We start from the raw sequence: 26392 nt of genomic DNA on the forward strand, positions 1-26392 counted from the left end.
TCCCAGGTCATCACCGACCCTCAGGGTGAACACAGCGTTCCCTCAGCAGACCGGGACAGGATCGGTACATGACTGGCACCCCTGGCCCCCGAACCGGCCGCGTCCGCGTGCTGATCGTCGACGACGAGCCCGGCCTCACCGAGCTGCTCGCCGTCGCGGTCACCGAGGCGGGCTGGCGGCCGTACCCGGCGGCCGACGGGCACAGCGCGCTGCGGCTCGCCCGCGGCTGCGCCCCGCACGCCGTCGTGCTCGACGGGATGCTGCCCGACCTCGACGGGATCCAGGTGCTGCGCAGGCTGCGCCACGAGATGCCGCGGCTGCCCGTCCTCATGCTCACCGCCCGCGACGCCCTCGAACACCGCATCCACGGCCTCGACTCCGGCGCCGACGACTACGTGACCAAGCCCTTCTCCCTGGAAGAGGTCGTACTGCGGCTGCGCGGACTGCTGCGCCGGGCCGGTACCGAGCAGGCCCCGGCCGACGACCGCGTCCGCGTGCTGGGCGACCTCGTCCTGACCGAGGAGACCCGCGAGGTGTACCGGGCGGGCACCCCGGTCCGGCTCACCGCCAAGGAGTTCGATCTGCTGGGCCTGCTCCTCGACCACCCACGCCAGGTGCTCAGCAAGACGCAGATCCTCGGCCACGTCTGGAGCAGCTCCTTCGACGGCGGCGGCAACCTCGTCGAGGTCTACATCTCCAACCTGCGCCGGAAGATCGACAAAGGCCGGGCGCCGATGATCCACACGGTGCGCGGCCTGGGATACGTCATCCGGGCCGGGGAGGACGGCAGATGACCGCCGCACCGCGCACCCGGCCCAGGAGCCGCTCACTGCGCACCCGCATGCTGGTCTTCGTCACCGCCACCCTGGTCGCCGTATGCTCCGCGATGGCCCTCACCACCGCCTTCGCCCAGCGCGCCTACCTCATGGGCCATCTGGACGACCGGGTGAGCGAGGCGGCCGAACACAGCGTGGGCGGCGCCGCGCTCCACCCCGAGCGCACCGCCGACCTGAGCTTCCTGGGCGAGAACGGTCACCCGGCCGGCATGCTCGCCGCCCGCCTCGACACCGACGGCACGATCCTCTCCGCCGCGGTCGTCAGCCAGGACGCGCCGCCGCGCACCCTCACCTCCGCCCAGCGCACCGCCCTGCGCGGCATCACGGCCGACGGCTCGGCACACACCCGTACGGTGCCCGGACTCGGCACGTACCGGGTCACCGCCCTCGACGCGGACGGGATCCGGGTCCTCACCGGCCTCCCCATGGACGACGTCCTCGACACCATCGGCGGGCTGGTGGAGGTCGAGGCCGTGGCCGGCGGCGTCGGGCTCGCGGTGGCCGGCTGCGTCTGCGCGGTGGTCATCCGGCGCCAGCTGCGCCCGCTCGGCCGCGTCGCCGCCACCGCCGTGGAGGTCTCCCGCGCACCGCTCGGCCGCGGCGAGGTCACCGGCCTGGCCCGGGTGCCCGAACGGGACACCGACCCCGGCACCGAGGCCGGCCAGGTGGGCGCCGCCCTCAACCGCATGATCGACCACGTCGAGGCCTCCCTCGCCGAACGCCGGCGCGGCGAGGAGCGCATGCGGCGCTTCCTCTCCGACGCCGGCCACGAGCTGCGCACCCCGCTGGCCTCCATCGCCGGATACGCCGAGCTGATGAACCGCGGCGCCGGCCGGATCGAGTCCGTGCTGGCCTGGCGCCGGGTGTCGGCCGAGTCGGCGCGGATGACGGGCCTCGTGGAGGACCTGCTCCTGCTCGCCCGCCTGGACGAGGGACGCCCTCTGCACTCCGCGGAGGTGGACCTCGCCCCGCTCGTCGCCGAGGCGGTGTGGGACGCGCGGGCCGCGGGCGGCGACCACGTCTGGCAGCTCGAGCTCCGGCTGGACGCTCCGGCCCTGGTCGTCGGTGACGAGGCCCGTCTGCGGCAGGTGGTGGCCAACCTGCTGGCCAACGCGCGGGTGCACACACCGGTGGGCACGACGGTGGTGGCCTCCGTCGAGTCCACGGACACCCACCGCGTCATCCGCGTCCGCGACAACGGCCCCGGCATCCCGCCCGACCTCCTCCCCTCCGTCTTCGAACGCTTCACCCGCGCGGACGCCTCCCGCGCCCGCTCCTCGGACGCCGAGGGCGGCTCCGGACTCGGCCTGGCCGTCGCGGCGGCGATCACGACGGCCCACGACGGCCGCATCGACGCCACCAGCGCCCCCGGCCGCACGGAGTTCACCGTCCGACTCCCGGCGGCACCGGAAACCGCGGGCCTTCCGTCCCCGCTGGCCTGCCGGGGCACGGCGCCGGCCTGAGGACTAGCCTGGGAAGTACCGGGGCGGCCGTCCGGGCCAAGGAGCCCTCCCGATGTCGATCTTGTGGCCGAGCGGGCGCGCGGTACGCGTCCGCGGCCCCCTTCCCGCTGTGCGACCGAGGCGCCGCATCAGGCCGGCGCCCGCATCAGGCCTTCCGTTCTGCCAGCTGGGCGCCACTTCGCATCGCTGACAGGCGTGTGAACCAGGCAGGAGAACCACCATGGCTTGGAATGTGAACGGTACGTATTTCGAGAGCTGCAACTGCGACAGCGTCTGTCCGTGCACCACCTCGGGCCTTACGGCACCCGCCGACAACGAGCGCTGCCAGGTGACCTTCGCGTTCCACGTCGCGCGGGGAGCCGTCGACGCCGTGGACGTCTCGGACCACAGCGTCGTCGTCTTCGTCGACGCACCCCGCGTGATGACCGACGGCGACTGGCAGGTGGCGCTGTACATCGACTCCTCCGCCGACGACAGCCAGGCGGACGCGCTGGGCAAGGTCTTCTCCGGGCAGGCGGGCGGACCGATGGCGGCGGTCGTCCCCCTCATCGGCAAGGTCCTCGGCGTCGAACGCGTCCCCATCGACTTCCACGACGACGGCCGCCGCCACACGGTGCGGGTGGCGGACGCCATCGACATCGAGATCGAGGACCAGGTGGCCCCGCAGTTCGGCGAGGACGGTCCCGTGATGGGCCTCACCGGCATGTTCCACCCGGCGAACAGCACACTGACCATCGCCCGGTCGACACGAGCCGTCGGCAAGGGCGTACACGGCCGCTCATGGGACTTCACCGGCCACAACGGGCACTCGGCGCCCTTCTCATGGTCGGCGTGACCAGAACGGCGATCACCGTCCGCCACAGGGCGCGTGACACCGGGCTGGTGCTGCTCACGGCGGCCGCGGCCTGGGCATGGGTGGCACTTCGGCGGGGCGACATGGGATCGGGAGCCATGGTGGGGGACCTGCTCGCCTTCATGGTGACCTGGACGATCATGATGACCGCGATGATGCTGCCCGCCACGGCACCCGTCGCCTCGCTGTACGCGCGGACAGGGCCCGTTCACCAGGCGCCGCGCATGATCGCGTTCACCGCCGGCTATGTGCTGGTCTGGGCCGCCGCCGGACTGCCCGCGTACGCCCTGGCCGCCGGTACGAACCAGGTCGCGACCACACGTCCCACGGCGGGGACGGCGGCGGCAGCCGCCGTTTTCGCGATCAACGGTCTCTACCAGCTCACCCCGTTCAAGGACTTCTGCCTCGCCAAGTGCCGTTCACCGATCGGCCTGCTGCTGCGCTACGCGTCGTACCGCGGCCCCTCGCGCCACGTACGGGCCGGAGCCCATCACGGCGCGTTCTGCCTGGGATGCTGCTGGTCCCTGATGCTGCTGCTCGCCGCGTTCGGGGTGATGAACCTCTGGGCCATGGCGGGCCTGGCCGCCATCGTCGTCGCCGAGAAGCGCACGCCGCGGGGACCGCTCGTCGCCCGCGTCGTCGGCCTCGTCTCCCTCGCGCTCGCGATCACCGTCTTCTGGGTGCCCCAGCTGGCCCCCAACCTCACGGGCGGCGGCATGACCGAGATGCGGGGGCTCGACGGGCGAGGTTGGTGACGAGCCCGCGCACACCGGCTGCCCTCACCTCGGGGCAGGCTGTCAGGGTGTGTTCAGGGTCTGCTCAGGGGTCTTCCCTGATGAGCGGCGCTGCCGGTGTGCACGAGACTCGTGGTCGGGCCGGTCGACCACCGGTCCGACCGCCACCACTTGGAGAGCCTCACCGTGAACTACCGTGCGCGTCGTACCCGTTGGTCCACCCTGGCCGCCTCCGGCGCCTTATCGGCCGTACTGGCCGTACTGGCCGCGAGCGCGGCCGTTCCCGCCTCCGCCGCCGCCCAGGCTCCCGCCGCCGCCACGGCGCCCGCCGCCTCCGCCACGGGCGCGCCGCTGCCCGCGCTCGACCCGGCGAAGCTCAGGGCGGCCATCGGCGGCCTGCCCAGCGCGGACGTCACCGGCGCGCTGCTTCGGATCACCGGCAGCGCCGGCCGCTGGTCGGGCACCTCGGGCGTGGGCGACCTGGAGACCGGTCAGGGCGTCCCGGGCGACGGGCACATCCGGATCGGCAGCATCTCCAAGGTGTTCACCGCCACCGTCGTTCTCCAACTCGCCGCCGAGCACCGGATAGACCTGGACACGCCTGTCCAGCAGTACCTGCCGGGCGTCCTGCCCGCCGATCTGCCGCCCGTCACGGTCGGCCAGCTGCTCAATCACACCAGCGGACTGCCGCGCGGCGCCGCGAGCCCGGACTTCGGCGACGGCAGCCCGGAATGGTTCGCCGCCAACCGTCTGAAGAGCTTCACCCCGCGGCAGGTGACCGACCTGATGGCGGGCCAGCCGATGCAGTTCGCGCCGGGCACGGCACAGCAGTACAACGGGATGAACTACTACGTCGCCGGCCTGCTGATCGAGAAGGTCACCGGGCACACCTTCGCCCACGAGGTGCGGTCCCGGATAACCCGGCCCCTCGGCCTGCGCGACACCTACGTCCCCGACGCCGACGACCCGCGCCTGCCCGGCCCGCACTCGCACGGCTACCTGACGGTCAAGTCCTCGGACGGCACCACGCACCCGGTGGACGTCACCGAGCAGAGCCCCTGGCCGTGGGCCGAGGGCGGCATGATCTCCACCCCCGCCGATCTCGACCGCTTCACGACCGGGCTCTTCCGCGGCCGTCTCCTCCCGCCGGCCCAGCAGGCCGAGCTGTTCACGGTTCCCGACGTCCCCAGCTTCCACAGCAGCCAGTGCCGCACCGAGACGGACGCCGGCCGGGCCTGCATGACCATGGGCATGATGAGGGTCAAGTCCTCCAACGGCGTCGTGGTCTGGGGGAAGACCGGCTCCCGCCCCGGCTACACCAGCGGTGTGTTCGCCACCCGCGACCTCTCCCGCAAGATCGTCTACTCCGTCAACCCCACCAACCTCGACGGCACCGAGATCCGCTGCATCCAGCAGATAGCCGCCGCCTCCTTCGGCCCGGTGGTCCCAGCCGGGAACTGACCGACGAGGGCCTCGCCGACGACCGCGGTCAGCGCGCCGACACCGCGGTAGCCTGCTGCCACCACCATGAACGTGCCGCTCGCGAGCAGTGCGAGCACCCCGAGAGACCCGCGGCGATGTCGCAGGCGACGCACGCGAAGGGCGTACCTTCCCCAGTGACCGACATCGGCCTGCGGCCGGCCACCGCCGCGGACAGCGAGTACTGCTTCCACCTGCACAAAGCCGCCATGGGCGGCTACATCACGGCTGTCTGGGGCTGGGACGAACAGGCTCAACGCGGCTTCCACGCCCGCGCGTTCACGCCGGGCCGCTGGCAGATCATCACCGCCGACGGCACGGACGCCGGCCTGCTCCACGTCGAGCACCGGCCGACGGAGACCTACCTGGCGCGGATCGAGCTCCACCCCGACCACCAGAGACGCGGCATCGGTGGCGAGCTCATCCGCGGCCTCCTGCACCAGGCCCGCCGCCAAGGCCGGGACCTCACCCTGGACGTCCTCGCCGTCAACCAGCGAGCCCAGGCCCTCTACCGGCGCCTGGGCCTGCATGAAGTGGCTCGGCACGGCGAGGAGGACATCAAGATCAGAATGTCCACCAACCCGCATCGGCCCGGCAGACCACCCTCGCAGACCGTTTACATCTGACGCGCCGCGAGCTAGCTTCCGAAGTACGTGAGGTGGGAGCGCTCCCATCGATGGACCGGAACCCGCCGCTGGGTTCGCTCCCACCTCATCCCCGGCACCCCAGCACCCCGGTGTCCCCGGTACCTCCAGCACCCCTACGCACCCCCAGCTCCCGCACGACCGTCAACCCAGAGGTAGATGTGTCATGCCTGTGACAACAAGGGCAACAACAGCGCCCGGAGCGGAGCACCCCCGCTTACCCCACCCCACCCGTCGCAACGCCCTCTTCCTCGTCCTCCTGGCCCTTCTCACCGCCGTCCCCGCCCTCGGTCTCATCCTCGCCGCCGGCGGCCGCGCGGAGGCGCACGGGACCCCGATGAAGCCGGGCAGCCGTACCTTCCTGTGCTGGCAGGACGCGCTCACCAGCACCGGTGAGATCAAGCCCGTCAACCCCGCCTGCAAGGCGGCCCAGCAGGTCAGCGGCACCACGCCCTTCTACAACTGGTTCTCCGTGCTGCGCTCGGACGGCGCCGGCCGCACCCGCGGCTTCGTGCCCGACGGCCAACTGTGCAGCGGCGGCAACCCCAACTTCACCGGCTTCAACGCCGCCCGCGACGACTGGCCGGTCACCCATCTGACCTCCGGCGCGACCGTCGACTTCTCGTACAACGCGTGGGCGGCGCACCCGGGTTGGTTCTACGTCTACGTCACCAAGGACGGCTACGACCCGACCAAGCCGCTCACCTGGGACGAGATGGAGGACCAGCCCTTCCTCACCGTCGACCACCCGCCGCTCAACGGCACCCCGGGCACGGTCGAGGCCAACTACTCCTGGTCCGGCAAGCTGCCGGCCAACAAGTCGGGGCGCCACATCATCTACATGGTGTGGCAGCGCTCCGACAGCACGGAGACCTTCTACTCCTGCTCCGACGTCGTCTTCGACGGCGGCAACGGCGAGGTCACCGGCATCCACGACCCGGGCAACCCCACCGAGCCGCCGCCCGGTACCTGCACGGCCACCCGGAAGACCACCAACAGCTGGCCCGGCGGCTACCAGTCCGAGGTGACCGTCACCAACAGCGGTGACGTGCCGATGCTCGGCTGGATGGTCGACTGGACGCTGCCGAGCGGGCAGTCGGTGGCCAGCCTGTGGAGCGGCAACGCGACCTACAGCGGACAGGGCGTGATGGTCCACAACGTCGACTGGAACGGCTCGTTGAGTCCGGGCCAGAGTACGACGTTCGGATACGTCGTCCAGGGCTCCGGCGGTGACAGTATGACGACCCTGCCCTGTCAGGTCGGCTGAACGACCGCTCCGGGCGGGCCCCGAAGGGGGAGGGGCCCGCCCGGACGTGTGCGGGTGGGTGCGGGGCTTGCTGGGTGGCTTGTTGCGCGGCTTGAGGCGACGGCGTGGGGCACGACAACGTTGTCGACTTGGTCTGTGCATGACTTTACCGCGCGAGCGGACAACGATGTCAAGAACCCGTCCGAAGACACGGCGAGGCGCTCACGGGGTCGTGAGCGCCTCGCCGGCTGTGGGTCAGGGGGTGGTGGTGAAGTCGTCGAAGTCGGCCTCGCCGGTGGTGCCCGAGGCTTGCGAGGTCTGGGTGAGACCGACGTCCTGGGTGGCCGCGGCGGCCGGGACGTTCTCGGTGCCGACCAGGTTCCAGGTGGAGCCGTCGGTGGAGTAGTAGCCGCTGTAGGTGGTGCCGTCGCGGACCAGCTTCAGCCACGAGGGGTAGGTGGCGGTGCCGGTCGGGTCCTGGGAGTCCAGCGTTCCGTTGCCGTCGCTGTCCCGGTCGAGGAGGTAGCCGTTGCCCGGGGTCACGACCAGGGCCAGGTAGCCCGGCGAGGTGCTGGACCGGGTGATGTCGTTGCGGACCATGATCCCGGCCTTCGCCCACCCGCCCGTGTCCGACTGGGAGTCGATCTTCACCGTGGTCACGGAACCGTCGTGCTCGGCCCCGGGCAGATAGATCGAGCCGTACTCGTTGGTGGTGTTGTACAGGTCGGCGCCCTGGGCGCGGATGCCGAGCCGGCTGCCGGACTCGCTGAAGCTCGCCGTGGTGGAGGCGAACGTCCGGTACGGGGCCGTCACCGGGTGGTTGACGATGATCGTGTCACCGGCCGTCAGCCGGGTCGTGCCGGCGGATCCAAGGCGATAGGCCGCCGCCCCCTGGAACGCGCTGGAGGCGAACAGTTCGGCCGAGGACGGGATGGAGACGGTGAACGTGGCCTGCAACGCGCCGCCGCCGTGGATCGTCCGGGCCCGCGTCGCGGAATGCGCGGTGATCTTCGTGCCGGACGGCCCGGTGAGCGTCAGGCCCGCGTCGGTGACCGGCCGGGACCCGTTGTCGGACAGGACCGCGGTCACGGTACGCGTGGTGCTGTCGCTCGGGGTGGAGGCCCAGTTCAGCGCCAGCGAGACAGCCGGGGCCGCGCCCGCCGCCACGTGGTCGGCGCCGTGGACGCGGTACAGGGCCACGCCGTGCGCCGGGACGTCGGCGGCGATCCGGCCCGCGGACTCGGTCGGCCGGTGGCTCCACAGGTCCCGCAGGGCGTAGTCGCGTGCCGGGGGCAGGCCCAGTGCGGCGGCGGTGGTGGCCACCTCCCGGGGAGCCGGACCGGTGTTGAACAGCCCGACGACGACGTCCCCGTCGGGCTCGGTCTTGGCGAACACCTGGGAGTCCGCGTCCCAGGAGATCCGCTTGGCGTCGATGCCGTCCTGGTCGACCGCGAGGACGTCGGTGTTCTTCAGCAGGGCGAGGTCGGCCGGGTCGAGGTGGGTCAGGTCGGTGCCGAGGACGAGCGGGGAGGCGGCCAGTGACCACAGGCTCATCTGGGTCCGGCGCTCGTCGGGGGTCAGGCCGCTGTGGTCGCCGTTGCCGATCTCGAGGGAGTCGTAGTCGTTGTAGCCGCCGGGACCTCCGTAGGGCGCCCAGGTGGCGACCTGGTCGAACCGCGAGGCGACGGAGGCCCAGGTGGTCAGGGGGTAGCTGCTGCCGTCCGGTCCGCAGTAGCACTCGATGTCGCCGCCGGTGCGCCAGCCGTTGGAGAGCTTGGCCCAGGTGGCGGCGTTGTCGATGTCGAGGTTGTTGGACAGTTCCAGGTGGACGGGGCGGCCGGTGTGCCGCAGGGCGTCCGACCAGGCCCTGACGTCCTGTTCGTCGGGGGTTCCGACGCCGTCGATCTTGAGGTAGTCGATGCCCCAGCCGGCGAACTGACCGGCCCAGGAGTCGATGAACGCCTGCGCGCCGGGCTTGGTGTAGTCGATGCCGACCATGCCGCCGCAGTTGTAGTTCTTCTCCGCCGTCGCGGTGGCGATGTCCTGTGCGTGGTAAGCGGTTCCCTGGATCTCGGTGTTCCGCGAGACCGCCTGCTTGGAGACGCCGGGTGTGACGTACAGGCCGAACTTCAGCCCCAGGGAGTGGACGTGGTCGGCCGCGACCTGGATGCCGTTCTCACCACCCCTCGACGGGAACTTCGACTCGTCGGTGACCCAACGGCCGTACTTGTCGACGCTCGGCCCCTGGCTGCCCGGGCATCCGTACCAGAAGTCGTCGACGTTGGCATAGACGAAACCGTTCTTCGCCAGTCCGCTGTCCTTGAGCGCCTTCGCCTGCGCCTCGATGTTCTGCGCGGTCGGATCGCGGCGGACGAAACTCCAACTGCTCCACCCCAGTACGGGCTTGAGCCCGACACCGTTGTCATCGGCTCGCGCGGGCCGGTCGCCCGTGGCGGCGATTCCCGTGGAGAGCAGCAGCACTCCGGTGAACGCGGCCAGCACGGCACGGATCTGTCCACTCATGACACGACCACCCAACCGGCTCAGAAAACGCCAACAACCAACCCCGTGAGTCCCGTCAAGTGAACGCGATCGAACGTCAGTCACCACACAGAGCTCCTGGCCAAAAACGAGTCAAGTCTCCTGATCCACCGCAGCGACAGGGGAATCGCCCCGGCGAGTGGCCCCGCGCGTGGCCCGGGAGCGGCACGCGGTCTTCCGTGGTACGGCTGGCCCACGTTACTGTCCATGCGGCTTGTGCGACCCGTGGTGCGCGACCCGTCCGTCAGGAGGAAGGGCCGCGTCATGCGTTTCCGTCCCATGTCCCTGCTGCTGGCCGCCGCGCTCGCGGCCGGCGGATCCCCTGCTCTCGGCTTCGCGGCGACCGCCGCCCCGCCGGATCTCGTCAAGGACCCCACGGCATACGTCGATCCGCTGATCGGCACCAAGAACGGCGGCAACGTCTTCCCGGGCGCCGTCGTGCCGTTCGGCATGCTCTCCTTCAGCCCGGAGAACACCCGCGGCGACGCGACCAGAACGGCCGCGCCCGGCGGCTACCAGTACGACGCCACCCGCATCCGCGGCTTCAGCCTCACCCACATGTCCGGTACGGGCTGTGCGGGCGGCAGCGGCGACATCCCGTTCTTCCCGTACGCGGGCGAGGTCACCTCCTCCCCGGCGAGCGACACCAAGGACGCCGTCTACGCCTCCGACTTCAGCCACGCCGACGAGAAGGCGGAGCCCGGTCACTACGAGGTGGGGCTCGCCTCCGGTGTCACCGCCGACCTCACCGCGACCGAGCGCACCGGCTCGGCCCGCTTCGGCTTCCCGGACGGCAAACCGGCCTCGTTGCTGGTGCGCACCGCCAACTCCGAGGTCGGCTCGGCAGACTCCACGGTGAGCATCGACCCCGAGGCCCGTACGATCTCCGGCTCGGTGACCTCCGGCGACTTCTGCGGCTACCTCGATCCCGAGGGCCAACGCCCCTACTACACCCTCTACTTCACCGCCCGCTTCGACCGCGCCTTCAAGGCCACCGGCACCTGGCAGGACGATGTCCTCACCCCCGGCGCGACGACCGCTTCCGGCGGCACCGGCGGCTTCTCGCACGGCGGGCGGCCCGTCGCGGGCAAGGGAGCGGGCGGCTACGTCGAGTTCGCGCCCGGCACCGGTCCGGTGAACATGAAGGTCGGCGTCTCCTACGTCAGCCAGGCGGGCGCCGAGGCCAATCTCGCGGCCGAGAACCCGCCACGACGCTCCTTCGAAGCGGTACGGGACGCGGCCCGCCGCGCCTGGCGCGACCGGCTCGGCGCGATCCGGACCGGCGGCGGCACGGACCCCGACCGCACCACCTTCTACACCGCCCTCTACCACTCCCTGCTGCACCCCAACGTCATCAGCGACGCCGACCGCCGCTACCGGGGCGGCGACGGCGAGGTGCACCAGGTCGGCCACGGCCACCGGGCCCAGTACGGGACCTTCTCCGGCTGGGACGTCTACCGCGACCAGGTGCAGCTGCTCACCCTCCTCGATCCGCGCACCGGTTCGGACGTCGCCCAGTCGCTGTACGAGCTGGCCCGGCAGAACGGCGGGGTCTGGGACCGCTGGCTGCACGGCGCGAGCGGCACCCACGTGATGAACGGCGACCCCTCGCCCACCGCGCTGGCGGGCATCCGGGCCTTCGGCGGCACGCACTTCGACCTGCGCGGCGCTCTCGGCTCCCTGGTGAAGGCGGCCACCGTCCCCACCGCACAGGACCTGTCCGCGGCGGGCAAGCCGGTGCTGTCGGTGGGCCAGCGTCCCTCGCTCGACAAATACCTGGGGCTGCACTACATGCCCAGTGTCTCCAACGCCTGGGGCGGCGCCGCCGAGACGCTGGAGATGTCCACCGCCGACTTCTCGCTCTCCCAACTCGCCGCCGCGGCCGGGGAGAAGGACACGGCGAACACCTTCGCGCACCGCGCCCAGTGGTGGCAGAACAACTTCAACGTCGCGGCCGACCCCGGCGGCGGCTACATCGCCAATCGCAAGGCCGACGGCAGCTGGGTCACCGGCTTCACCCCGGACACCGGCAACGGCTTCGTGGAGGGCACGGCGGCCCAGTACACCTGGATGGTCCAGCACGACCCGGCGGGCCTGTTCGCGGCGATGGGCGGCACGGACAAGGCGCTCACCCGGCTGGACGACTTCTTCCACGACGCCGACGGCGGCTGGGCCTTCACCGGCAGCGGCGGCACCAAGTCCGAACTGGACAACGAGCCCTCGCTCAACGTCCCCTACCTGTACGACTACGCGGGCGCCCCCTACAAGACACAGGAGACCGTCCGCGCGGCGATGCGGCAGCTGTGGTCGACGGCGCCGGGCGGCATCCCCGGCAACGACGACCTGGGCGCCATGTCGTCCTGGTACGTCTTCTCCGCGCTCGGCCTGTACCCCCAGGTCCCCTCCCGCGCCGAACTCGTCCTCGCCTCACCCCTGTTCGAGCGCGTCGAGATCGACCGGCCGCACGGCAACGACATCTCCATCCGGGCCCGGGGAGCGGCGGCCGACGCGCCCTACGTCCAGTCCCTGAAGGTCGACGGCCGCGACAGCGACCGGCCTTGGCTGCCCGCCTCCTTCGTCCGCGACGGCGGCAGGCTCGACTACACCCTCTCCGGCACCCCGAACCGCGCCTGGGGCAGGACCGACGCCCCGCCGTCCTTCCGGGCGGGCGAGCAGCCGTACCAGATCGGCGTCGGCCCGACCGCGGCCACCGTCGCGCCGGGCGGCACCACGAAGGCCGACATCCGCGCCCTGTCCCTGAACGGCGGCACCGGCCCCGAGGTCCGCTTCCGGGTCGAGACCCCGGACGGCATCCAGGCCACGCCCGCCGAGGGCACGGTGACCGACGGCTCCCAGGAGATCACGCTCACCGCGGCCGACGGCATCCGGCAGGGCTTCTACGACGTGAAGATCACGGTGACCTCCGGCGACACCTCGTACGAGCAGCCGGTCGCCCTCACCGTGGCCGCCCCCGGCACCCTCCTCGCCGCCTACGACAACACCGGTGTCTCGGACGACACCGGTGACCACGACGAGGCCGACTACGACGGCGGCGGCTGGAGCTACTCCCGCCAGGCCCTGGCCGCGTCCGGCCTGACCCCCGGCCACCAGAGCACCGTCGACGGCCTCGCCTTCACCTGGCCCGACTCACCGGCCGGCCGCCCGGACAACGCCTCCTCGTCCGGCCAGACGATCGAACTGCCCACCCCGGCCGCCAGGCTGTCCTTCGTCGGCAGCGCGGTCAACGGCAACCAGCAGGCCAAGGCGACCGTCACCTACACCGACGGCACCACCGACACCGTCGACCTCTCCTTCACCGACTGGACCGTCGGCGGCGGCTCCGGAACCGTCCAGTACGGCAACGAGACCGTCGCCAGGACCACGTACCGCAATGTCGCGGGAGCGGACAAGGACCCGGTGGCCACCTACGTCTTCGCCACCAGACCGTTCGAGGCCCCGTCCGGCCGGACCATCAGGAGCGTCCGCCTCCCGGACGACACCGACCTGCACGTCTTCACCCTCGCCACCGGCTGAGCAACAGGCCGCGACACGGAAGGGGCGGGCCCCGCGAGGGACCCGCCCCTTCCGCTGCCGCCGGCGGAGGTCAGGCCAGCAACTCCACCTCCGCCAGCGTCGACTCCCCGTCGAGCACCAGCCGGTATCTCGCGTAGGTGCCCGGCTTCGGGACGGTGAACGCCCGGGTCTGGCGGTCCCACCGGAAGGATTCGCCCGAGCGGCGGTCCACGGTCCGCCAGGTCACGCCGTCGTCGGAGCCCTGGAGGGTCCAGGCGGTCGGGGCCTTCGTGTGGTCGCCCGACGACGTCAGCGTGTACTGGACGGGCGTGGCCGGGCCGGTGACCGGAAGGTCCACCGAGGTGACCGTCGCGTCCGTCGCCGAGGTGTTGTCGAACAGCGGGCCGTCACCCTTGAGGACGTCCGCACGCGGCGTCGGCACCTCGTCGTCCCGGGTGATGGAGACCGGGCCCGCGTTCCGGCCCGAACCCCAGGTGGAGGGCTTGGAACCCATGTGGAAGTCCAGGACCGCGCCCTTGGCGAGCAGGGAGTGGGGGAGCGAGGTGGAGGTCCAGGGGCGGCCGTTGACGGTCAGACCCTGGACGTAGACGTTCTTCGCGCTGTTCCGCGGCGCCCGTACCACCAGGTCCCGGCCGTTCTCCAGGTGGACGGTCGCCTTCTTGAACAGCGGGGAGCCGATCGCGTACTCGCCGCTTCCCATGACCAGCGGGTAGAGGCCGAGCGAGGAGAACAGGTACCAGGCGGACTGCTCGCCGTTGTCCTCGTCGCCGTGGTAGCCCTGCCCGATCTCGCTGCCCGTGTAGAGACGGGACAGCGCCTCACGGACGGCGGCCTGGGCCTTCCAGGGCTGGCCGGCCGCGTCGTACATGTAGATCACGTGGTGCGCGACCTGGTTGGAGTGGCCGTACATGCCCATCCGGACGTCCCGGGCCTCGGTCATCTCGTGGATGACACCGCCGTAGGAGCCGACGAAGTCGGGGGAGGCCGTCTCCGGGGTGGCGAAGTACTTGTCGAGCTTGTCGGCGAGGGCGTCACGGCCGCCGTACAGGTTGGCCAGGCCCCGGCTGTCCTGCGGGGCGCTGAAGGCGTAGCCCCAGCCGTTGGTCTCGGTGTAGTCGTAGCCCCACACGCGCGGGTCGTACTTCGACGAGTCGACCCGCCAGGTGCCCTTCTCGTCGCGGCCCTGGAAGAAGCCGGCCTTGCCGTCGAAGAGGCCGACGTAGTCCTGGGCGCGGTTGAGGAAGTACTCCGACTCCTCCTCGTAGTGCTTCTCGCCCGTCTTCCGGTACAGGGCCTGGCCCATCCTGGCGATGCCGTAGTCGTTGACGTATCCCTCCATCGCCCACGACAGGCCCTCGTGCGTGTCGGTGCTGGTGTAGCCGAGGAAGGGCGAGGTGCTCATGCCCTTGCGGCCCACGCCCGACATCGGCGGCACGACGGTCGCGTTCTTCAGGGCCGCGTCGTACGCGGCCTTCGCGTCGAAGCCGACGCCCTTGACGTACGCGTCGGCGAAGGCCACGTCGGAGGAGGTGCCGGTCATCAGGTCGGCGTAGCCGGGGGAGGACCAGCGCGAGGTCCAGCCGCCGTCCTTGTACTGCTGGACGAAACCGTCGACCATCTCGCCCGCCTGAGAAGGGGTCAGCAGGGAGTACGCCGGCCAGGTCGTGCGGTAGGTGTCCCAGAAGCCGTTGTTGACGTACACCTTGCCGTCCACGATCTTCGCGCCGGTGTGCGTCGGGGTGTCCGGGCCCGGCATGGGGGAGAAGGGGGAGGCGTACTGGTCCTTGCCGCCGACGCTCTCGAAGCCCGAGTTGGGGTACAGGTACAGCCGGTACAGGCCCGAGTAGAGGGTGGTCAGCTGGTCGGGGGTCGCGCCCTCGACCTCGACCCGGCCGAGCAGCTTGTCCCAGGTCCGCTGGGCGCGTGCCTCGACCGTGTCGAAGGAGGTGCCGTCCGGGATCTCCTGGCGCAGGTTGTCCTTCGCCTGGTCGACGCTGATCAGTGAGGTGGCCAGGCGGAGGGTGACCGTGTGGTCCTCGCCCGCGTCGAAGCGCAGCCAGCCCTTGACCCCGCTCGCGTCGCCGCCCGTCACCGGCTTGTCGAACTCGCCGTACACGAACAGCCGGGTCGCCCCCGTCGACAGGCCCGACTTCACGTCGGAGTAGCCGGTGACGACACCGTGCTCCTTGTCGAGGGTGAGGCCCGCCTGCTCGGTGACGTTGTCGAAGAGCACACTCGCGTCCGCGCCCGGATAGGTGAAGCGCAGCTCCGCCGCGTGGTCGGTCGGGGTCATCTCCGCCTTGAGCCCGTTCTCGAACCGCACCCCGTAGTAGTACGGCCGCGCGGTCTCGTTCTCGTGCCGGAACGCCAGCGCCCGCGCCTCGCGGCCGGTGTCCGGGGTGCCCGCCGCGGCGGACGGCATCAGCTGGAAAGTCTGCCGGTCGCCCATCCAGGGGCTGGGCTCGTGGCTCGCGCTGAACGCCTGGATCGTCGGCAGGTTGTCGTCGTTGTTGGCCCGCGCGTACTCGTACAGCCAGCTCATCGAGGACGCGTTGGTCACCGGCGTCCAGAAGTTGAAGCCGTGCGGCAGCGCCGTCGCGGGGAAGTCGTTGCCGCGCGAGAAGCTGCCGGTGGAGTTGGTGCCGCGCGTCGTCAGCGCGTAGTCGGACAGGTGCGCCCTGGGCTTCTGAGGGGCGACCGGCTTTATCGCCACGTCGTCGAGCCAGCCGCGGAACTTCGCCGGCCCGCCCGGGGAGTCGTACGCCAGCAGGATCCGGTCGACCGTCTTCCCGGCCGCCACCGAGCCGATCCGGGAGACCACGTCGTTCCACTGGTTGACGTAGAGCACCTTGGACGCGCCCTGCCCCCGCGGCGACAGCGGGAAGCCGTGCTGGTCGCTCGCGCCCAGGTCGCTCAGATGGGTGCCGTCGGTGAAGGCCAGGTCCACGGAGACATTGGTGGCGTCGTAGTCACGGTCGCCGTCCGCCATGGAGGGGAAGAGGCGGTACGACAACTGGGTGTCGCGGCCCACCTTCACGTTCACGTCGAAGATCTTGTTGTACGAGTACGCCCGGCCGGCCGCCGTGTGCCGTCCGGCGTAGCGCAGTGCCCGCTTTCCGGTGAACCCGGCCCGCGCCTTCGCGGTCGGCGAGCCGCTCGGACCGCGGTCGACCAGCGAGAGCATGTCCTGCGGGACCGGGCCGCCCCCGCCGCCCGTGGAGAACTGCACGTCGGCCAGCTGCACGATGTCCGGGGCGCCGCTGTTCTTCGTGATCTCGAGGCGGAAGTGCTGGTACTCGGCCGGTGCGGCGAGGTCGTAGGACTTGGTCTGGAACCGCTCGGAGAAGGACTCGCCCGACCGGGTGTCGACGGTCTTCCAGTCCTTGCCGTCGGTGGAACCCTGCAGGGTCCAGTCCTGCGGGTCGCGTTCGGCGAAGTCATTGGCCGAGGTGAGCGCGTACGTCACCAGCTTGATGGGTTTGTCCAGGTCGAACTCGGCCCAGCCGGTGGACTCGAAGGTCAGCCATTTGGTGCCGGGCTCGCCGTCGACCAGGTTCTCCTTCACCTCGCCCGCGCCCGTGTTCTCGCCACTGGCCCGCACCTCGGTGACATGGTCGGTCACATTGCCCGGAATGCCGGTGCTGTACCCGCCGTCGACACCCGAGGCGCGCTTGGTGCCGTCCGGCTCGGTGTCGACGGTGTTCAGCCAGTCCGGCGCCGGATCACCCTGTTCGAACGAGGATGCGAACTCCCGGTCGGTGGACGGTGCCTTGGCGGGCAGAGCGACGGCGGCCCCCTGCGATCCGACCGCCATGACGAAGGCGGCCGCCAGGACGACCGCCGGACCCCATCTGTGCCGAGTTCTCCGCTGCATCTACGGAAACCCTCCCTGCGCCCGACTCATCGGACAACGTTGTCAACTGCGGAACGCAAGAACCAGTAGGGAGTCAAGTGGCCCGTGATGTCAAGGGTGTTGGGCGTGGCATTCAGGCCTAATAGCGCGGATTTCTCCGGCGTGGAACGCACAGGGGGCTCATATTTCCGCGAGGTCTCAACTCGGAAAAGACCGATGACCAAGCTTGCGTTCGATCTTGCTTCGCTGCGGAGAAGTGGACTATACCTGTCGGCGTTTCCTGCACGACTCGGCGTTTCCTGCACGACCCAGCGCTACCCGACCGCGGTGCCGGGAGGATCCGGTTCACCGCCTGAGTCCTGGAGAAGGCGAGGACTTGAGCATGGGATCCATTTCCGCAGCGAACCACGGTGCCGACGGCGTCGGCCGCCGGGATCTGATCAAGCGATCCGCGGCCCTCGGTCTGCTGAGCGTACCCGCGGCGGGTTTCCTGTCCGCGTGCGCCAGCAGTGGCGGCGGCGGCCAGGACAAGGCCAAGACGGGCAAGAAGACCACTAAGAACCCGCTCGGCGTCAACGACAGCGCGCAGATGGAATTCGTCCTGTTCGACGGCGGTTTCGGCAAGGAATACGCCCAGGACGCCGTGAAGGTCTACGAGAAGGCCTTCCCCAAGGCGAAGGTGAAGTTCTCCGCCACCCAGAAGATCCAGTCCACGCTCCAGCCCCGCTTCAACCAGGGCAACCCGCCCGACCTCATCGACAACTCCGGCGCCGAGCAGATGGACATGGGCGTCCTGGTCGGCAAGAAGCAGCTCGCCGACCTCACCCCGCTGCTGGACGCCCCGTCGTACGACGACCCGAACAAGAAGGTCCGCGACACGCTGCGCCCCGGCATCGTGGAGATGGGCCAGTTCGACGGCAAGCCGGTCTGGATCATGTACTACGCCTACACGGTGTACGGCGTCTGGTACTCCCAGAAGGCCCTGGACTCGCTGGACGAGAAGTACCCCGAGACCTGGGACCAGATGCTCGCCGTGTGCGCCAAGGCGAAGAAGAAGGGCATGGCGGGCTGGACGTACGCCGGCAAGTACCCGTACTACATCCCCTTCTCGCTCTACCCGATGATCGGCAAGGTCGGCGGCCGTGAGGTGCTCGACGCCATCGACAACCTGGAGCCGAACGCCTGGAAGCACCCGGCCGTCAAGGCCTGTTTCGAGGCGTACTACGAGCTCTTCAAGAAGGGCTACATCCTTCAGGGGACCCCGGGCCTGGACCACATCCAGTCGCAGACCGCCTGGGCCAAGGGCAAGGCGCTGTTCATCCCGAACGGCTCCTGGGTGGAGAACGAGTCCGCGAACGTCATCCCCAAGGACTTCAACCTCGCCGTCTCCGCGCCGACCGGCATCGACTCCTCCGACAAGCTGCCCTTCGGCACCATCTGGGCCTCCGGCGGCGAACCCTTCGTCGTCCCGGCCAAGGCGGCGAACCCCGAGGGCGGCATGGAGCAGCTGCGCATCATGCTCAGCGAGGCGTCCTCGAAGAACTTCACGGCCAAGGTGAAGTCCCTGACCGCGTACAACGGCGGCACCTCCGGCATCGCCCTCACCCCCGGCCTGAAGTCGGGCGTGGCCGCGCTGGAGAAGGCGGGCGACAATGTCGTGAATCCGCGTCTCCAGGACTGGTACGTGCAGTTGCAGAAGGAACAGATCGGTGTGGCCGGCCTCGGCGAGATGATGGCCGGACGGGCCACCCCGGCGGAGACGATCAAGAAGATCCAGGGCTTCGCCGACGCGGCCGCGAAGGACACGTCGATCAAGCACTACAAGCACCAGTAGCCCGTATTCGAATCGGCACCGGAGTGGCGATGCAGCACGGCAAGTACCGGTTCATCGTGGGGTTCCTGGCGCTCCCCCTGGGACTGTACGCGCTCTTCGTGGTCTGGCCCTTCATCCAGTCCATCTACTACTCGTTCACGGACTGGACCGGCCTGAGCCCCGAATTCAAGATGGTCGGCGTGGACAACTACAAGAGGATGCTCAACGATGAGATCTTCTGGAAGTCCTTGCAGCACAGCTTGATGTTCGCGGTCGTGCTGCCGCTGGTGACGATCAGCCTGGCGCTGTTCTTCGCCTTCATGATCAACGTGGGTGGACGCAGAAGGAGGAGCGGCCCGGTGGTCTCCGGGGTCCGGGGCTCCTCCTTCTACAAGATCGTCTACTTCTTCCCCCAGGTGCTGTCGATCGCGATCGTCTCGCTCCTGTTCGCCTTCGCGTACAACCCCGACAGCGGCGCGATCAACTCGCTGCTGCGCGGGATCGGCCTCGACCACGTCCAGCCGCTGTGGCTGGGCGATCCGAACCTGGCCCTGTGGTGCGTGATGGCGGTGCTCGTCTGGTCCACGGTCGGCTTCTTCGTGGTCCTGTTCTCGGCGGGCATGGCCTCCATCCCGGCGGACCTGTACGAGGCGGCGCTGCTGGACGGCGCCGGCCGCGCCGCCACGTTCTTCCGCATCACCCTGCCGCTGCTGTGGGACACCGTGCAGTCCGGCTGGGTCTACATGGGCATCCTCGCCCTGGGCGCCGAGTCCTTCGCGGTCGTACAGATCATGACGACCGGGCCGGGCGGCCCCGACTACTCGACCACCGTGATGGTCCTGTACGTGTACCAGAAGGCGTTCCGGGACGGTCAGGCCGCCTACGCCACCACCATCGGCGTCGCCCTGCTCGTCGTCACGCTGGCCTTCGCCGCGGTCGTGATGCGGCTGGGCCGTCGCGAGCGGCTGGAGTTCTGATCACATGAAGACGACGGAATCCCCCGACACTCCGGGGACCCCCGGCACCCCCGCCTCGGCCTCGGCCCGGTCCGGTGTCCCGGTGGTGAAGGTGGGCGTGCCGGCCGGAGCGGGGCCCGAGCGGAAGAAGGAGGGCCGCGTCCTCAACGTCTTCTCGCACGGCATCCTGGTCATCTGGGCGATCATGGTGGTCATGCCGCTGCTGTGGGCGGTGATGACGTCCTTCAAGGACGACAGCTCCATCTTCGGCTCACCCTGGGCGCTCCCGGACAAGCTGCACTTCGACAACTGGGCGCGGGCCTGGACCGACGCCAACATGAGCGACTACTTCCTGAACACCGTCCTGGTGGTCGGCGGGTCGCTCATCGGCACGCTGGTGCTCGGCTCCATGGCGGCGTACGTCCTGGCCCGCTTCGACTTCCCGGGCAACCGGTTCATCTACTACCTGTTCATCGGCGGCATGAGCTTTCCGATCATGCTGGCGCTGGTCCCGCTGTTCTACGTCGTGAACAACATGGGCCTGCTGAACACCATCCACGGCCTGATCCTGGTCTACATCGCCTATTCGCTGCCCTTCACGGTCTTCTTCCTGACCGCGTTCTTCCGTACGCTGCCGACCTCGGTGGCGGAGGCGGCCTTCGTCGACGGCGCCTCCCATACCCGGACGTTCTTCCAGATCATGCTGCCGATGGCCAAGCCCGGCCTGATCAGCGTCGGCATCTTCAATTTCCTGGGCCAGTGGAACCAGTACATGCTCCCCACGGTCCTCAACACCGACCCCGACAAACGCGTCCTCACCCAGGGCCTGGTCCAGCTCGCCGCCAGCCAGGGCTACAAGGGTGACTGGTCGGGACTGTTCGCGGGCCTGGTGATGGCGATGCTGCCGGTGCTCGCCGCGTACATCGTGTTCCAGCGGCAGGTGGTGCAGGGGCTTACGGCGGGGGCATTGAAATAGCCTGCTCGCCGGCGGCCGGTGCCGGCGACCGCTCCGCGGCCCCGTGGGTTCCGCGGCTGAATGATCCCCCCGGCCCCTCGGCGCCCCCTCGTCAGGCCACCGCAGCAGCCCCGCCACCCCCCTCGAACCCCCTTCGGAACGGCTCCCGCCCAGCTCCGAGGTGGACTGGGGGCATCCTGCGGATGTCGGGGGCGCAACATACGAAGCGACAGCGATTTCCGTCAAGGTCTTGACTGCGGCAAGCCGTTCAGCGGAGTTTGGAGTTCATAACTTGTAAGTGGCCCGGTTCCGCAGATGTGACCTGGGCCACGGGCGGCGCAGGGGCCGCCCGGCCGATGGCGGGAGTGGATGGGTCGATGGAGACTCCGGGGTCGCAGTCGTCGCTGCACCGAGCCAACCTGGAACGGGTCGTACGGGCGGTGCGGCTGGCCGGGTCGCTCACGCAGGCCGAGATCGCACGGACGACCGGGCTGTCCGCCGCGACGGTCTCCAATATCGTGCGGGAACTGAAGGACGGCGGGACAGTCGAGGTCACCCCCACCTCGGCCGGCGGCCGGCGGGCCCGCAGCGTCTCCCTCAGCGGTGACGCCGGCATCGTCATCGGCGTCGACTTCGGCCACACGCACCTGCGCGTGGCGATCGGGAACCTCGCGCACCAGGTGCTCGCCGAGGAGTCCGAGCCGCTGGACGTCGACGCCTCCGCGACACAGGGCTTCGACCGGGCGGAAGAGCTGGTCAACCGCCTGGTCGAGGCGACCGGCGTCGACCGTTCCAAGATCGCCGGCGTCGGTGTCGGCGTACCCGGTCCGATCGACGTCGAGTCCGGGACGCTGGGCTCGACCGCCATCCTGCCGGGCTGGACCGGTACCCGCCCGGCCGAGGAGCTCAGGGCCCGGCTCGGCGTGCCCGTGCACGTGGACAACGACGCCAACCTCGGCGCCCTCGGCGAACTGGTCTGGGGCAGCGGACGCGGGGTTCGTGATCTTGCTTACATCAAGGTCGCCAGCGGTGTCGGCGCCGGCCTGGTGATCAACGGGAAGATCTACCGCGGCCCCGGCGGCACGGCGGGCGAGATCGGGCACATCACGCTCGACGAGGCCGGACCGGTCTGCCGCTGCGGGAACCGCGGCTGCCTGGAGACCTTCGCGGCCGCCCGCTACGTGCTCCCGCTCCTCCAGTCCAGCCACGGCACCGACCTGACCATGGAGGGCGTCGTACGGCTGGCCCGGGACGGGGACCCCGGCTGCCGCCGGGTGATCGCCGACGTCGGCCGCCACATCGGCAGCGGCGTGGCCAACCTCTGCAATCTGCTGAACCCGAGCCGGGTGGTCCTCGGCGGCGATCTGGCCGAGGCCGGAGAGCTCGTCCTGGGGCCGATCAGGGAGTCCGTCGGCCGCTACGCCATCCCCAGCGCCGCCCGCCAGCTGTCGGTGCTCCCGGGGGCCCTCGGGGGTCGCGCGGAGGTGCTCGGGGCCCTTGCGCTCGCCCTCAGCGAAATGGGCGATTCTACCCTTTTGGACAGCACTTTGGCGGTCGCCGCACCCGCCTTCACTTAGAGAACGCATGACGCCGTTGCCATCTCGTTAAGTATTTACTTCTTGACGTCGAACTTGCGGCCGAGTTGACTTCGAGCCACCTCGGCCGCAGCGTTGCGGCCCTGTCAGGGAGGCACCCCCAAATGAACGCAACCATGCGTCGAGTCGTGATCGGAACCGCTGCGGTTTCGATGGCCCTGTCGATGGCCGCCTGTGGCAAGGCCGGCGACAAGAAGGACGACTCCGGCAGCAGCTCCTCCGGTGGCGGCAGCAAGACCATCGGTCTGCTGCTCCCCGACAGCGTCACCGCGCGCTACGAGAAGTTCGACCACCCGCTCTTCGACGCGAAGGTGAAGGAGCTCTGCGCCGACTGCAAGGTCGAGTACGCGAACGCCGCCGGTGACGCCGCCAAGCAGGCGCAGCAGGTGAGCAGCATGATCACCAAGGGCGTCAAGGTCATCGTGGTCAGCGCCCAGGACTCCGCCGCCATCAAGTCCTCCATCCAGACCGCCGTGAACAAGGGCATCAAGGTCGTCGCGTACGACCGCCTCGCCCAGGGCCCGGTCTCCGCGTACGTCTCCTTCGACAACGTCAAGGTGGGCGAGCTCCAGGGCCAGGCGCTGGTCGACGCGCTCGGCTCCAAGGCCAAGAAGTCGAAGGTCGTCATGATCAACGGTGACGACGCCGACCCGAACGCCGGCCAGTTCAAGCAGGGCGCGCACAAGGCCCTCGACGGCAAGGTCGACATCGCCTACGAGCAGTCCGGCCTGTGGAAGGACTCCGTCGCCGCGCAGAAGATGAAGGCGGCCATCACGCAGCTGGGCGCCAAGAAGATCGCGGGCGTCTACTCCGCCAACGACGGCATGGCCGGTGGCATCGCCACCACCCTCAAGGGCGCCGGCATCAGCGGCATCCCGCTGACCGGCCAGGACGCGGAGCTCGCGGGTATCCAGCGCATCCTCGCGGGCACCCAGTCCAGCACGGTCTACAAGGCGTTCAAGCCCGAGGCCGACGCCGCCGCCCAGCTCGCGGTCAACCTGCTCGAGGGCAAGGACATCAAGTCCCTGGCCACGACCACGCAGACCAGCGGCTCCGGCGACAAGGTGCCCTCGCAGCTGCTGACCCCGGTGTCGGTCACCAAGGCCAACATCAAGGAGACGGTGCTCAAGGACAAGGTCTACACCGTCCAGGACATATGCACCGCCGAGTTCGCCAAGGCCTGCAAGGCCGCCGGCCTCCAGTAATCCCCCGCTCGCAGGAGCGACTCCCCGCCGGTACCGGCCGCCGTCGAGCGGCCGGTGACCACCCGGCGGAACCGCGAACTCCTCCGACGCCCGCCCCGGCCTTCATACCCCGCTGCCGGGCGGGCGTCGGACGGACCCGTTGCCAAGGGCAGCGGATTCGCGCATGTTCATCTTGTTGACCACGTGCATTCGCACGTCCCTCCGCGCCTGTCCCCCAAGCGCGGCATCCCCGCCGGTCAGGCGGCGAAGGAGATGGTTCACGTGTCCGCTACGCCCGTGCTGGCGTTGCGCGGAGTCTCCAAGCGATTCGGTGCGGTCCAGGCCCTCACCGACGTCGAGCTGGAGGTCCACGCCGGAGAAGTGGTCGCCCTGGTGGGCGACAACGGCGCAGGTAAGTCCACCCTGGTCAAGACGATCGCGGGTGTCCACCCCATCGATGAGGGCGTCATCGAGTGGGAGGGCAAGCCGGTCAGCATCAACAAGCCGCACGACGCCCAGGGGCTCGGCGTCGCGACGGTCTACCAGGACCTCGCGCTGTGCGACAACCTCGACGTTGTCGGCAACCTCTTCCTCGGGCGCGAACTGCTGCACCGGGGCGTCATCGACGAGGTGTCGATGGAGAAGCAGGCCCGTGAGCTGCTGAGCACGCTCTCGATCCGCATCCCGAGCGTCCGCATCCCGATCGCCAGCCTCTCCGGCGGTCAGCGCCAGGTCGTGGCCATCGCCCGCGCCCTGATCGGTGACCCGAAGGTGGTCATCCTCGACGAGCCCACCGCCGCCCTCGGCGTCGAGCAGACCGCGCAGGTCCTCGACCTGGTCGAGCGGCTGCGCGAGCGCAACCTCGGCGTCATCCTCATCAGCCACAACATGGCTGACGTCAAGGCCGTCGCGGACACTGTCGCCGTGCTGCGCCTGGGCAAGAACAACGGCTCCTTCTCCGTGAAGGACACCAGCCACGAAGAGATCATCGCCGCGATCACCGGTGCCACGGACAACGCCGTGACCCGTCGTGCGGGGCGTCGCACCGCGGAGGCGGCCAAGTGAGCGAGACGTCGAACACCGTGAAGAAGGACCCGGAGCCGGTCGTGTCCAAGGACACCGTGTCCTCCGTCGAGGACCCCACGTCCGCGGCCGTCCCCATCGTCGACCCGCGCCTGCTGGTCCGTGAAGAGGGCTTCAAGGGCTACATCACCGAGTTCAAGCGGAAGATCAAGGGCGGCGAGCTGGGCTCGCTGCCGGTCGTCATCGGCCTGATCATCATCTGGACCATCTTCCAGGTGAAGAACGACCGCTTCCTCAGCGCCGACAACCTGTCGAGCATCAGCTACTTCCTCTCGGCCACCGGCATGCTCGCCATCGGCCTCGTGTTCGTGCTGCTGCTCGGTGAGATCGACCTCTCCGTCGGCTCGGTCAGCGGTCTGGCGTCCACGGTGTTCGCCGTCTTCGTCGTCAACCACGGCATGAACGAGTGGCTGGCGCTCGTCCTCACGATCGTCACCGGCGTCGGCATCGGCGCGCTGCACGGCTGGTTCTTCGCGAAGATCGGCGTACCCGCGTTCGTCGTGACACTGGCCGGCTTCCTCGGCTGGAACGGTCTGATGCTGTGGCTGCTGGGCGACAGCGGCACGATCAACATCCCGGCCGACTCCGGCCCGGTGCACATCTTCGGCCAGAGCTCCTTCTTCATGGACCAGGCCATCGTCGGTGCCTACCTGCTGGCCGGCCTCGGTGTCGTGCTGACGGCCGTGGGCTCGTTCAACGAGCAGCGCCGCCGTCGCGCCGCCGGTGTGCCCTTCCGGCCCACCAGCGAGATCCTGGTCCGTGTCGGTCTGCTCGCCGTCGCGTCCTTCGTCGCCGCGGCCGTGCTGAACAACGCCGAAGGTGTCTCCAACGCCCTGGTGATCTTCCTCGCGGCGCTGGTCGTCGTGGACTTCGTACTGCGCCGTACGACGTACGGCCGCAAGGTCTTCGCGGTCGGTGGCGGCATCGAGGCGGCGCGCCGTGCCGGTATCAGCGTGCCGATGGTCCGTATCACCGTGTTCGCCATCTCCGGCGGGTTCGCCGCGATCGGCGGCATGTTCTTCGCGGGCCAGACCGCGAGCGCGACGCTGAACGCGGGTGGCGGCAACACGCTGATGCTCGCCATCGCGGCGGCCGTCATCGGCGGTACGAGCCTCTTCGGTGGCCGTGGGTCGGTGTGGTCCGCCCTGCTGGGCATGCTGGTGATCCAGTCGATCCAGACGGGTCTGGACCTGCTGAACATGAACACGTCGATCCAGTACATGATCACCGGCGCGGTGCTGCTGGGTGCGGTGGTCATCGACTCGGTGTCGCGTCGCAGCCAGAAGGCCGCGGGGCGCGCGTAAGCGGTTCGCCCAGTCGCCCCAGGGGCGCGGTGGTTCTGCGGGTGCCGGTCCGTCGTGGCTGGCCGCGCAGTTCACCGCGCCCCTTTGGGCGTGCCGTGGTTGCTCGGTCCCTGTGGTCGCGCCCGCGCGGCGGAGCCGCATATCAGTGCAGCCCCGTGCCCCTTTGGGCGTGCCGTGGTTGCTCGGTCCCTGTGTTCGCGTCCGCGCGGCGGAGCCGCATATCGGTGCAGCCCCGTGCCCCTTTGGGCGTGCTGTGGTTGCTCGGTCCCTGTGTTCGCGTCCGCGCGGCGGAGCCGCATATCGGTGCAGCCCCGTGCCC

Annotated in this window: 17 protein-coding genes; 15 read left to right on the forward strand and 2 right to left on the reverse strand. The window is 69.8% G+C overall.

Features of this window, described 5'->3' with window-relative positions; translation table 11 throughout:
* Nucleotides 1–68: 68 nt before the first annotated feature.
* From ABZ915_RS12415 to ABZ915_RS12445, 7 genes are all read left to right on the forward strand, one after another.
* Nucleotides 69–794 (forward strand): response regulator transcription factor, encoded by a 726-nt coding sequence (locus ABZ915_RS12415; protein ID WP_361800093.1) that lies wholly within the window; start codon nucleotides 69–71, stop codon nucleotides 792–794.
* A complete protein-coding gene (locus ABZ915_RS12420; protein ID WP_361800096.1) occupies nucleotides 791–2299 on the forward strand; it encodes an ATP-binding protein in 1509 nt (502 codons plus the stop codon). The genes ABZ915_RS12415 and ABZ915_RS12420 overlap by 4 nt, the downstream gene beginning before the upstream one ends.
* Nucleotides 2300–2519: 220 nt before the next feature.
* On the forward strand, nucleotides 2520–3134 hold the full coding sequence (locus ABZ915_RS12425; RefSeq protein ID WP_361800099.1) for a DUF1326 domain-containing protein: 615 nt from the start codon (nucleotides 2520–2522) through the stop codon (nucleotides 3132–3134).
* Nucleotides 3131–3907, forward strand: a complete 777-nt coding sequence (locus tag ABZ915_RS12430; protein ID WP_361800102.1) for a DUF2182 domain-containing protein — start codon at nucleotides 3131–3133, stop codon at nucleotides 3905–3907. The genes ABZ915_RS12425 and ABZ915_RS12430 overlap by 4 nt, the downstream gene beginning before the upstream one ends.
* Nucleotides 3908–4003: 96 nt before the next feature.
* Nucleotides 4004–5347 (forward strand): serine hydrolase domain-containing protein, encoded by a 1344-nt coding sequence (locus ABZ915_RS12435; RefSeq protein WP_361800105.1) that lies wholly within the window; start codon nucleotides 4004–4006, stop codon nucleotides 5345–5347.
* A gap of 155 nt (nucleotides 5348–5502) precedes the next feature.
* Complete coding sequence (locus ABZ915_RS12440) at nucleotides 5503–5991, forward strand: GNAT family N-acetyltransferase (protein ID WP_361800108.1); 489 nt, start codon at nucleotides 5503–5505, stop codon at nucleotides 5989–5991.
* Between the two features lie 184 nt (nucleotides 5992–6175).
* Complete coding sequence (locus ABZ915_RS12445; RefSeq protein WP_361800111.1) at nucleotides 6176–7276, forward strand: lytic polysaccharide monooxygenase; 1101 nt, start codon at nucleotides 6176–6178, stop codon at nucleotides 7274–7276.
* A 234-nt stretch (nucleotides 7277–7510) separates the two neighbouring features.
* Here the strand turns inward: ABZ915_RS12445 and ABZ915_RS12450 are convergent, their stop codons facing one another.
* Nucleotides 7511–9778 (reverse strand): NEW3 domain-containing protein, encoded by a 2268-nt coding sequence (locus ABZ915_RS12450; protein WP_361800114.1) that lies wholly within the window; start codon nucleotides 9776–9778, stop codon nucleotides 7511–7513.
* Between the two features lie 282 nt (nucleotides 9779–10060).
* On the opposite strand from ABZ915_RS12450, the gene ABZ915_RS12455 reads away from it, so the two are divergent.
* The gene (locus ABZ915_RS12455; protein WP_361800117.1) at nucleotides 10061–13330 is read left to right on the forward strand and encodes a GH92 family glycosyl hydrolase; all 3270 of its coding nucleotides are present in this window, start codon (nucleotides 10061–10063) and stop codon (nucleotides 13328–13330) included.
* 70 nt (nucleotides 13331–13400) lie between these two features.
* Here ABZ915_RS12455 and ABZ915_RS12460 read toward each other — a convergent pair whose 3' ends face one another.
* Complete coding sequence (locus tag ABZ915_RS12460; RefSeq protein ID WP_361800120.1) at nucleotides 13401–17204, reverse strand: GH92 family glycosyl hydrolase; 3804 nt, start codon at nucleotides 17202–17204, stop codon at nucleotides 13401–13403.
* A gap of 361 nt (nucleotides 17205–17565) precedes the next feature.
* Here ABZ915_RS12460 and ngcE point away from each other — a divergent pair, with 361 nt between their 5' ends.
* The 7 genes from ngcE (at nucleotide 17566) to ABZ915_RS12495 (ending at nucleotide 26073) form a co-directional block, all read left to right on the forward strand.
* Nucleotides 17566–19017: an N-acetylglucosamine/diacetylchitobiose ABC transporter substrate-binding protein gene (gene ngcE / locus ABZ915_RS12465; protein WP_361800123.1), complete on the forward strand. Its 1452-nt coding sequence runs from the start codon at nucleotides 17566–17568 to the stop codon at nucleotides 19015–19017.
* Between the two features lie 29 nt (nucleotides 19018–19046).
* The gene (locus ABZ915_RS12470; RefSeq protein WP_361800126.1) at nucleotides 19047–19973 is read left to right on the forward strand and encodes a sugar ABC transporter permease; all 927 of its coding nucleotides are present in this window, start codon (nucleotides 19047–19049) and stop codon (nucleotides 19971–19973) included.
* 4 nt (nucleotides 19974–19977) lie between these two features.
* The gene (locus ABZ915_RS12475) at nucleotides 19978–20928 is read left to right on the forward strand and encodes a carbohydrate ABC transporter permease (protein ID WP_361800129.1); all 951 of its coding nucleotides are present in this window, start codon (nucleotides 19978–19980) and stop codon (nucleotides 20926–20928) included.
* Nucleotides 20929–21284: 356 nt separating this feature from the next.
* Nucleotides 21285–22484: an ROK family transcriptional regulator gene (locus ABZ915_RS12480; RefSeq protein ID WP_361800132.1), complete on the forward strand. Its 1200-nt coding sequence runs from the start codon at nucleotides 21285–21287 to the stop codon at nucleotides 22482–22484.
* A 134-nt stretch (nucleotides 22485–22618) separates the two neighbouring features.
* A complete protein-coding gene (locus ABZ915_RS12485) occupies nucleotides 22619–23707 on the forward strand; it encodes a substrate-binding domain-containing protein (RefSeq protein WP_361800135.1) in 1089 nt (362 codons plus the stop codon).
* 252 nt (nucleotides 23708–23959) lie between these two features.
* The gene (locus tag ABZ915_RS12490; protein ID WP_361800979.1) at nucleotides 23960–24751 is read left to right on the forward strand and encodes an ATP-binding cassette domain-containing protein; all 792 of its coding nucleotides are present in this window, start codon (nucleotides 23960–23962) and stop codon (nucleotides 24749–24751) included.
* Nucleotides 24748–26073: a sugar ABC transporter permease gene (locus ABZ915_RS12495; RefSeq protein ID WP_361800138.1), complete on the forward strand. Its 1326-nt coding sequence runs from the start codon at nucleotides 24748–24750 to the stop codon at nucleotides 26071–26073. The genes ABZ915_RS12490 and ABZ915_RS12495 overlap by 4 nt, the downstream gene beginning before the upstream one ends.
* Nucleotides 26074–26392 lie beyond the last annotated feature (319 nt).

Origin of the sequence: Streptomyces sp. NPDC046915, from assembly GCF_040644935.1 — a bacterium.
GTDB lineage: Bacteria > Actinomycetota > Actinomycetes > Streptomycetales > Streptomycetaceae > Streptomyces.

Coding starts and splice junctions, on each gene's coding strand:
- ABZ915_RS12460 (WP_361800120.1), bottom strand. CDS start 17,204: ATGCAGCGGAGAACTCGGCACAGATGGGGTCCGGCGGTCGTCCTGGCG.
- ABZ915_RS12475 (WP_361800129.1), top strand. CDS start 19,978: ATGAAGACGACGGAATCCCCCGACACTCCGGGGACCCCCGGCACCCCC.
- ABZ915_RS12445 (WP_361800111.1), top strand. CDS start 6,176: ATGCCTGTGACAACAAGGGCAACAACAGCGCCCGGAGCGGAGCACCCC.
- ngcE (WP_361800123.1), top strand. CDS start 17,566: ATGGGATCCATTTCCGCAGCGAACCACGGTGCCGACGGCGTCGGCCGC.
- ABZ915_RS12415 (WP_361800093.1), top strand. CDS start 69: ATGACTGGCACCCCTGGCCCCCGAACCGGCCGCGTCCGCGTGCTGATC.
- ABZ915_RS12420 (WP_361800096.1), top strand. CDS start 791: ATGACCGCCGCACCGCGCACCCGGCCCAGGAGCCGCTCACTGCGCACC.
- ABZ915_RS12490 (WP_361800979.1), top strand. CDS start 23,960: ATGGTTCACGTGTCCGCTACGCCCGTGCTGGCGTTGCGCGGAGTCTCC.
- ABZ915_RS12425 (WP_361800099.1), top strand. CDS start 2,520: ATGGCTTGGAATGTGAACGGTACGTATTTCGAGAGCTGCAACTGCGAC.
- ABZ915_RS12470 (WP_361800126.1), top strand. CDS start 19,047: ATGCAGCACGGCAAGTACCGGTTCATCGTGGGGTTCCTGGCGCTCCCC.
- ABZ915_RS12480 (WP_361800132.1), top strand. CDS start 21,285: ATGGAGACTCCGGGGTCGCAGTCGTCGCTGCACCGAGCCAACCTGGAA.
- ABZ915_RS12455 (WP_361800117.1), top strand. CDS start 10,061: ATGCGTTTCCGTCCCATGTCCCTGCTGCTGGCCGCCGCGCTCGCGGCC.
- ABZ915_RS12450 (WP_361800114.1), bottom strand. CDS start 9,778: ATGAGTGGACAGATCCGTGCCGTGCTGGCCGCGTTCACCGGAGTGCTG.
- ABZ915_RS12485 (WP_361800135.1), top strand. CDS start 22,619: ATGCGTCGAGTCGTGATCGGAACCGCTGCGGTTTCGATGGCCCTGTCG.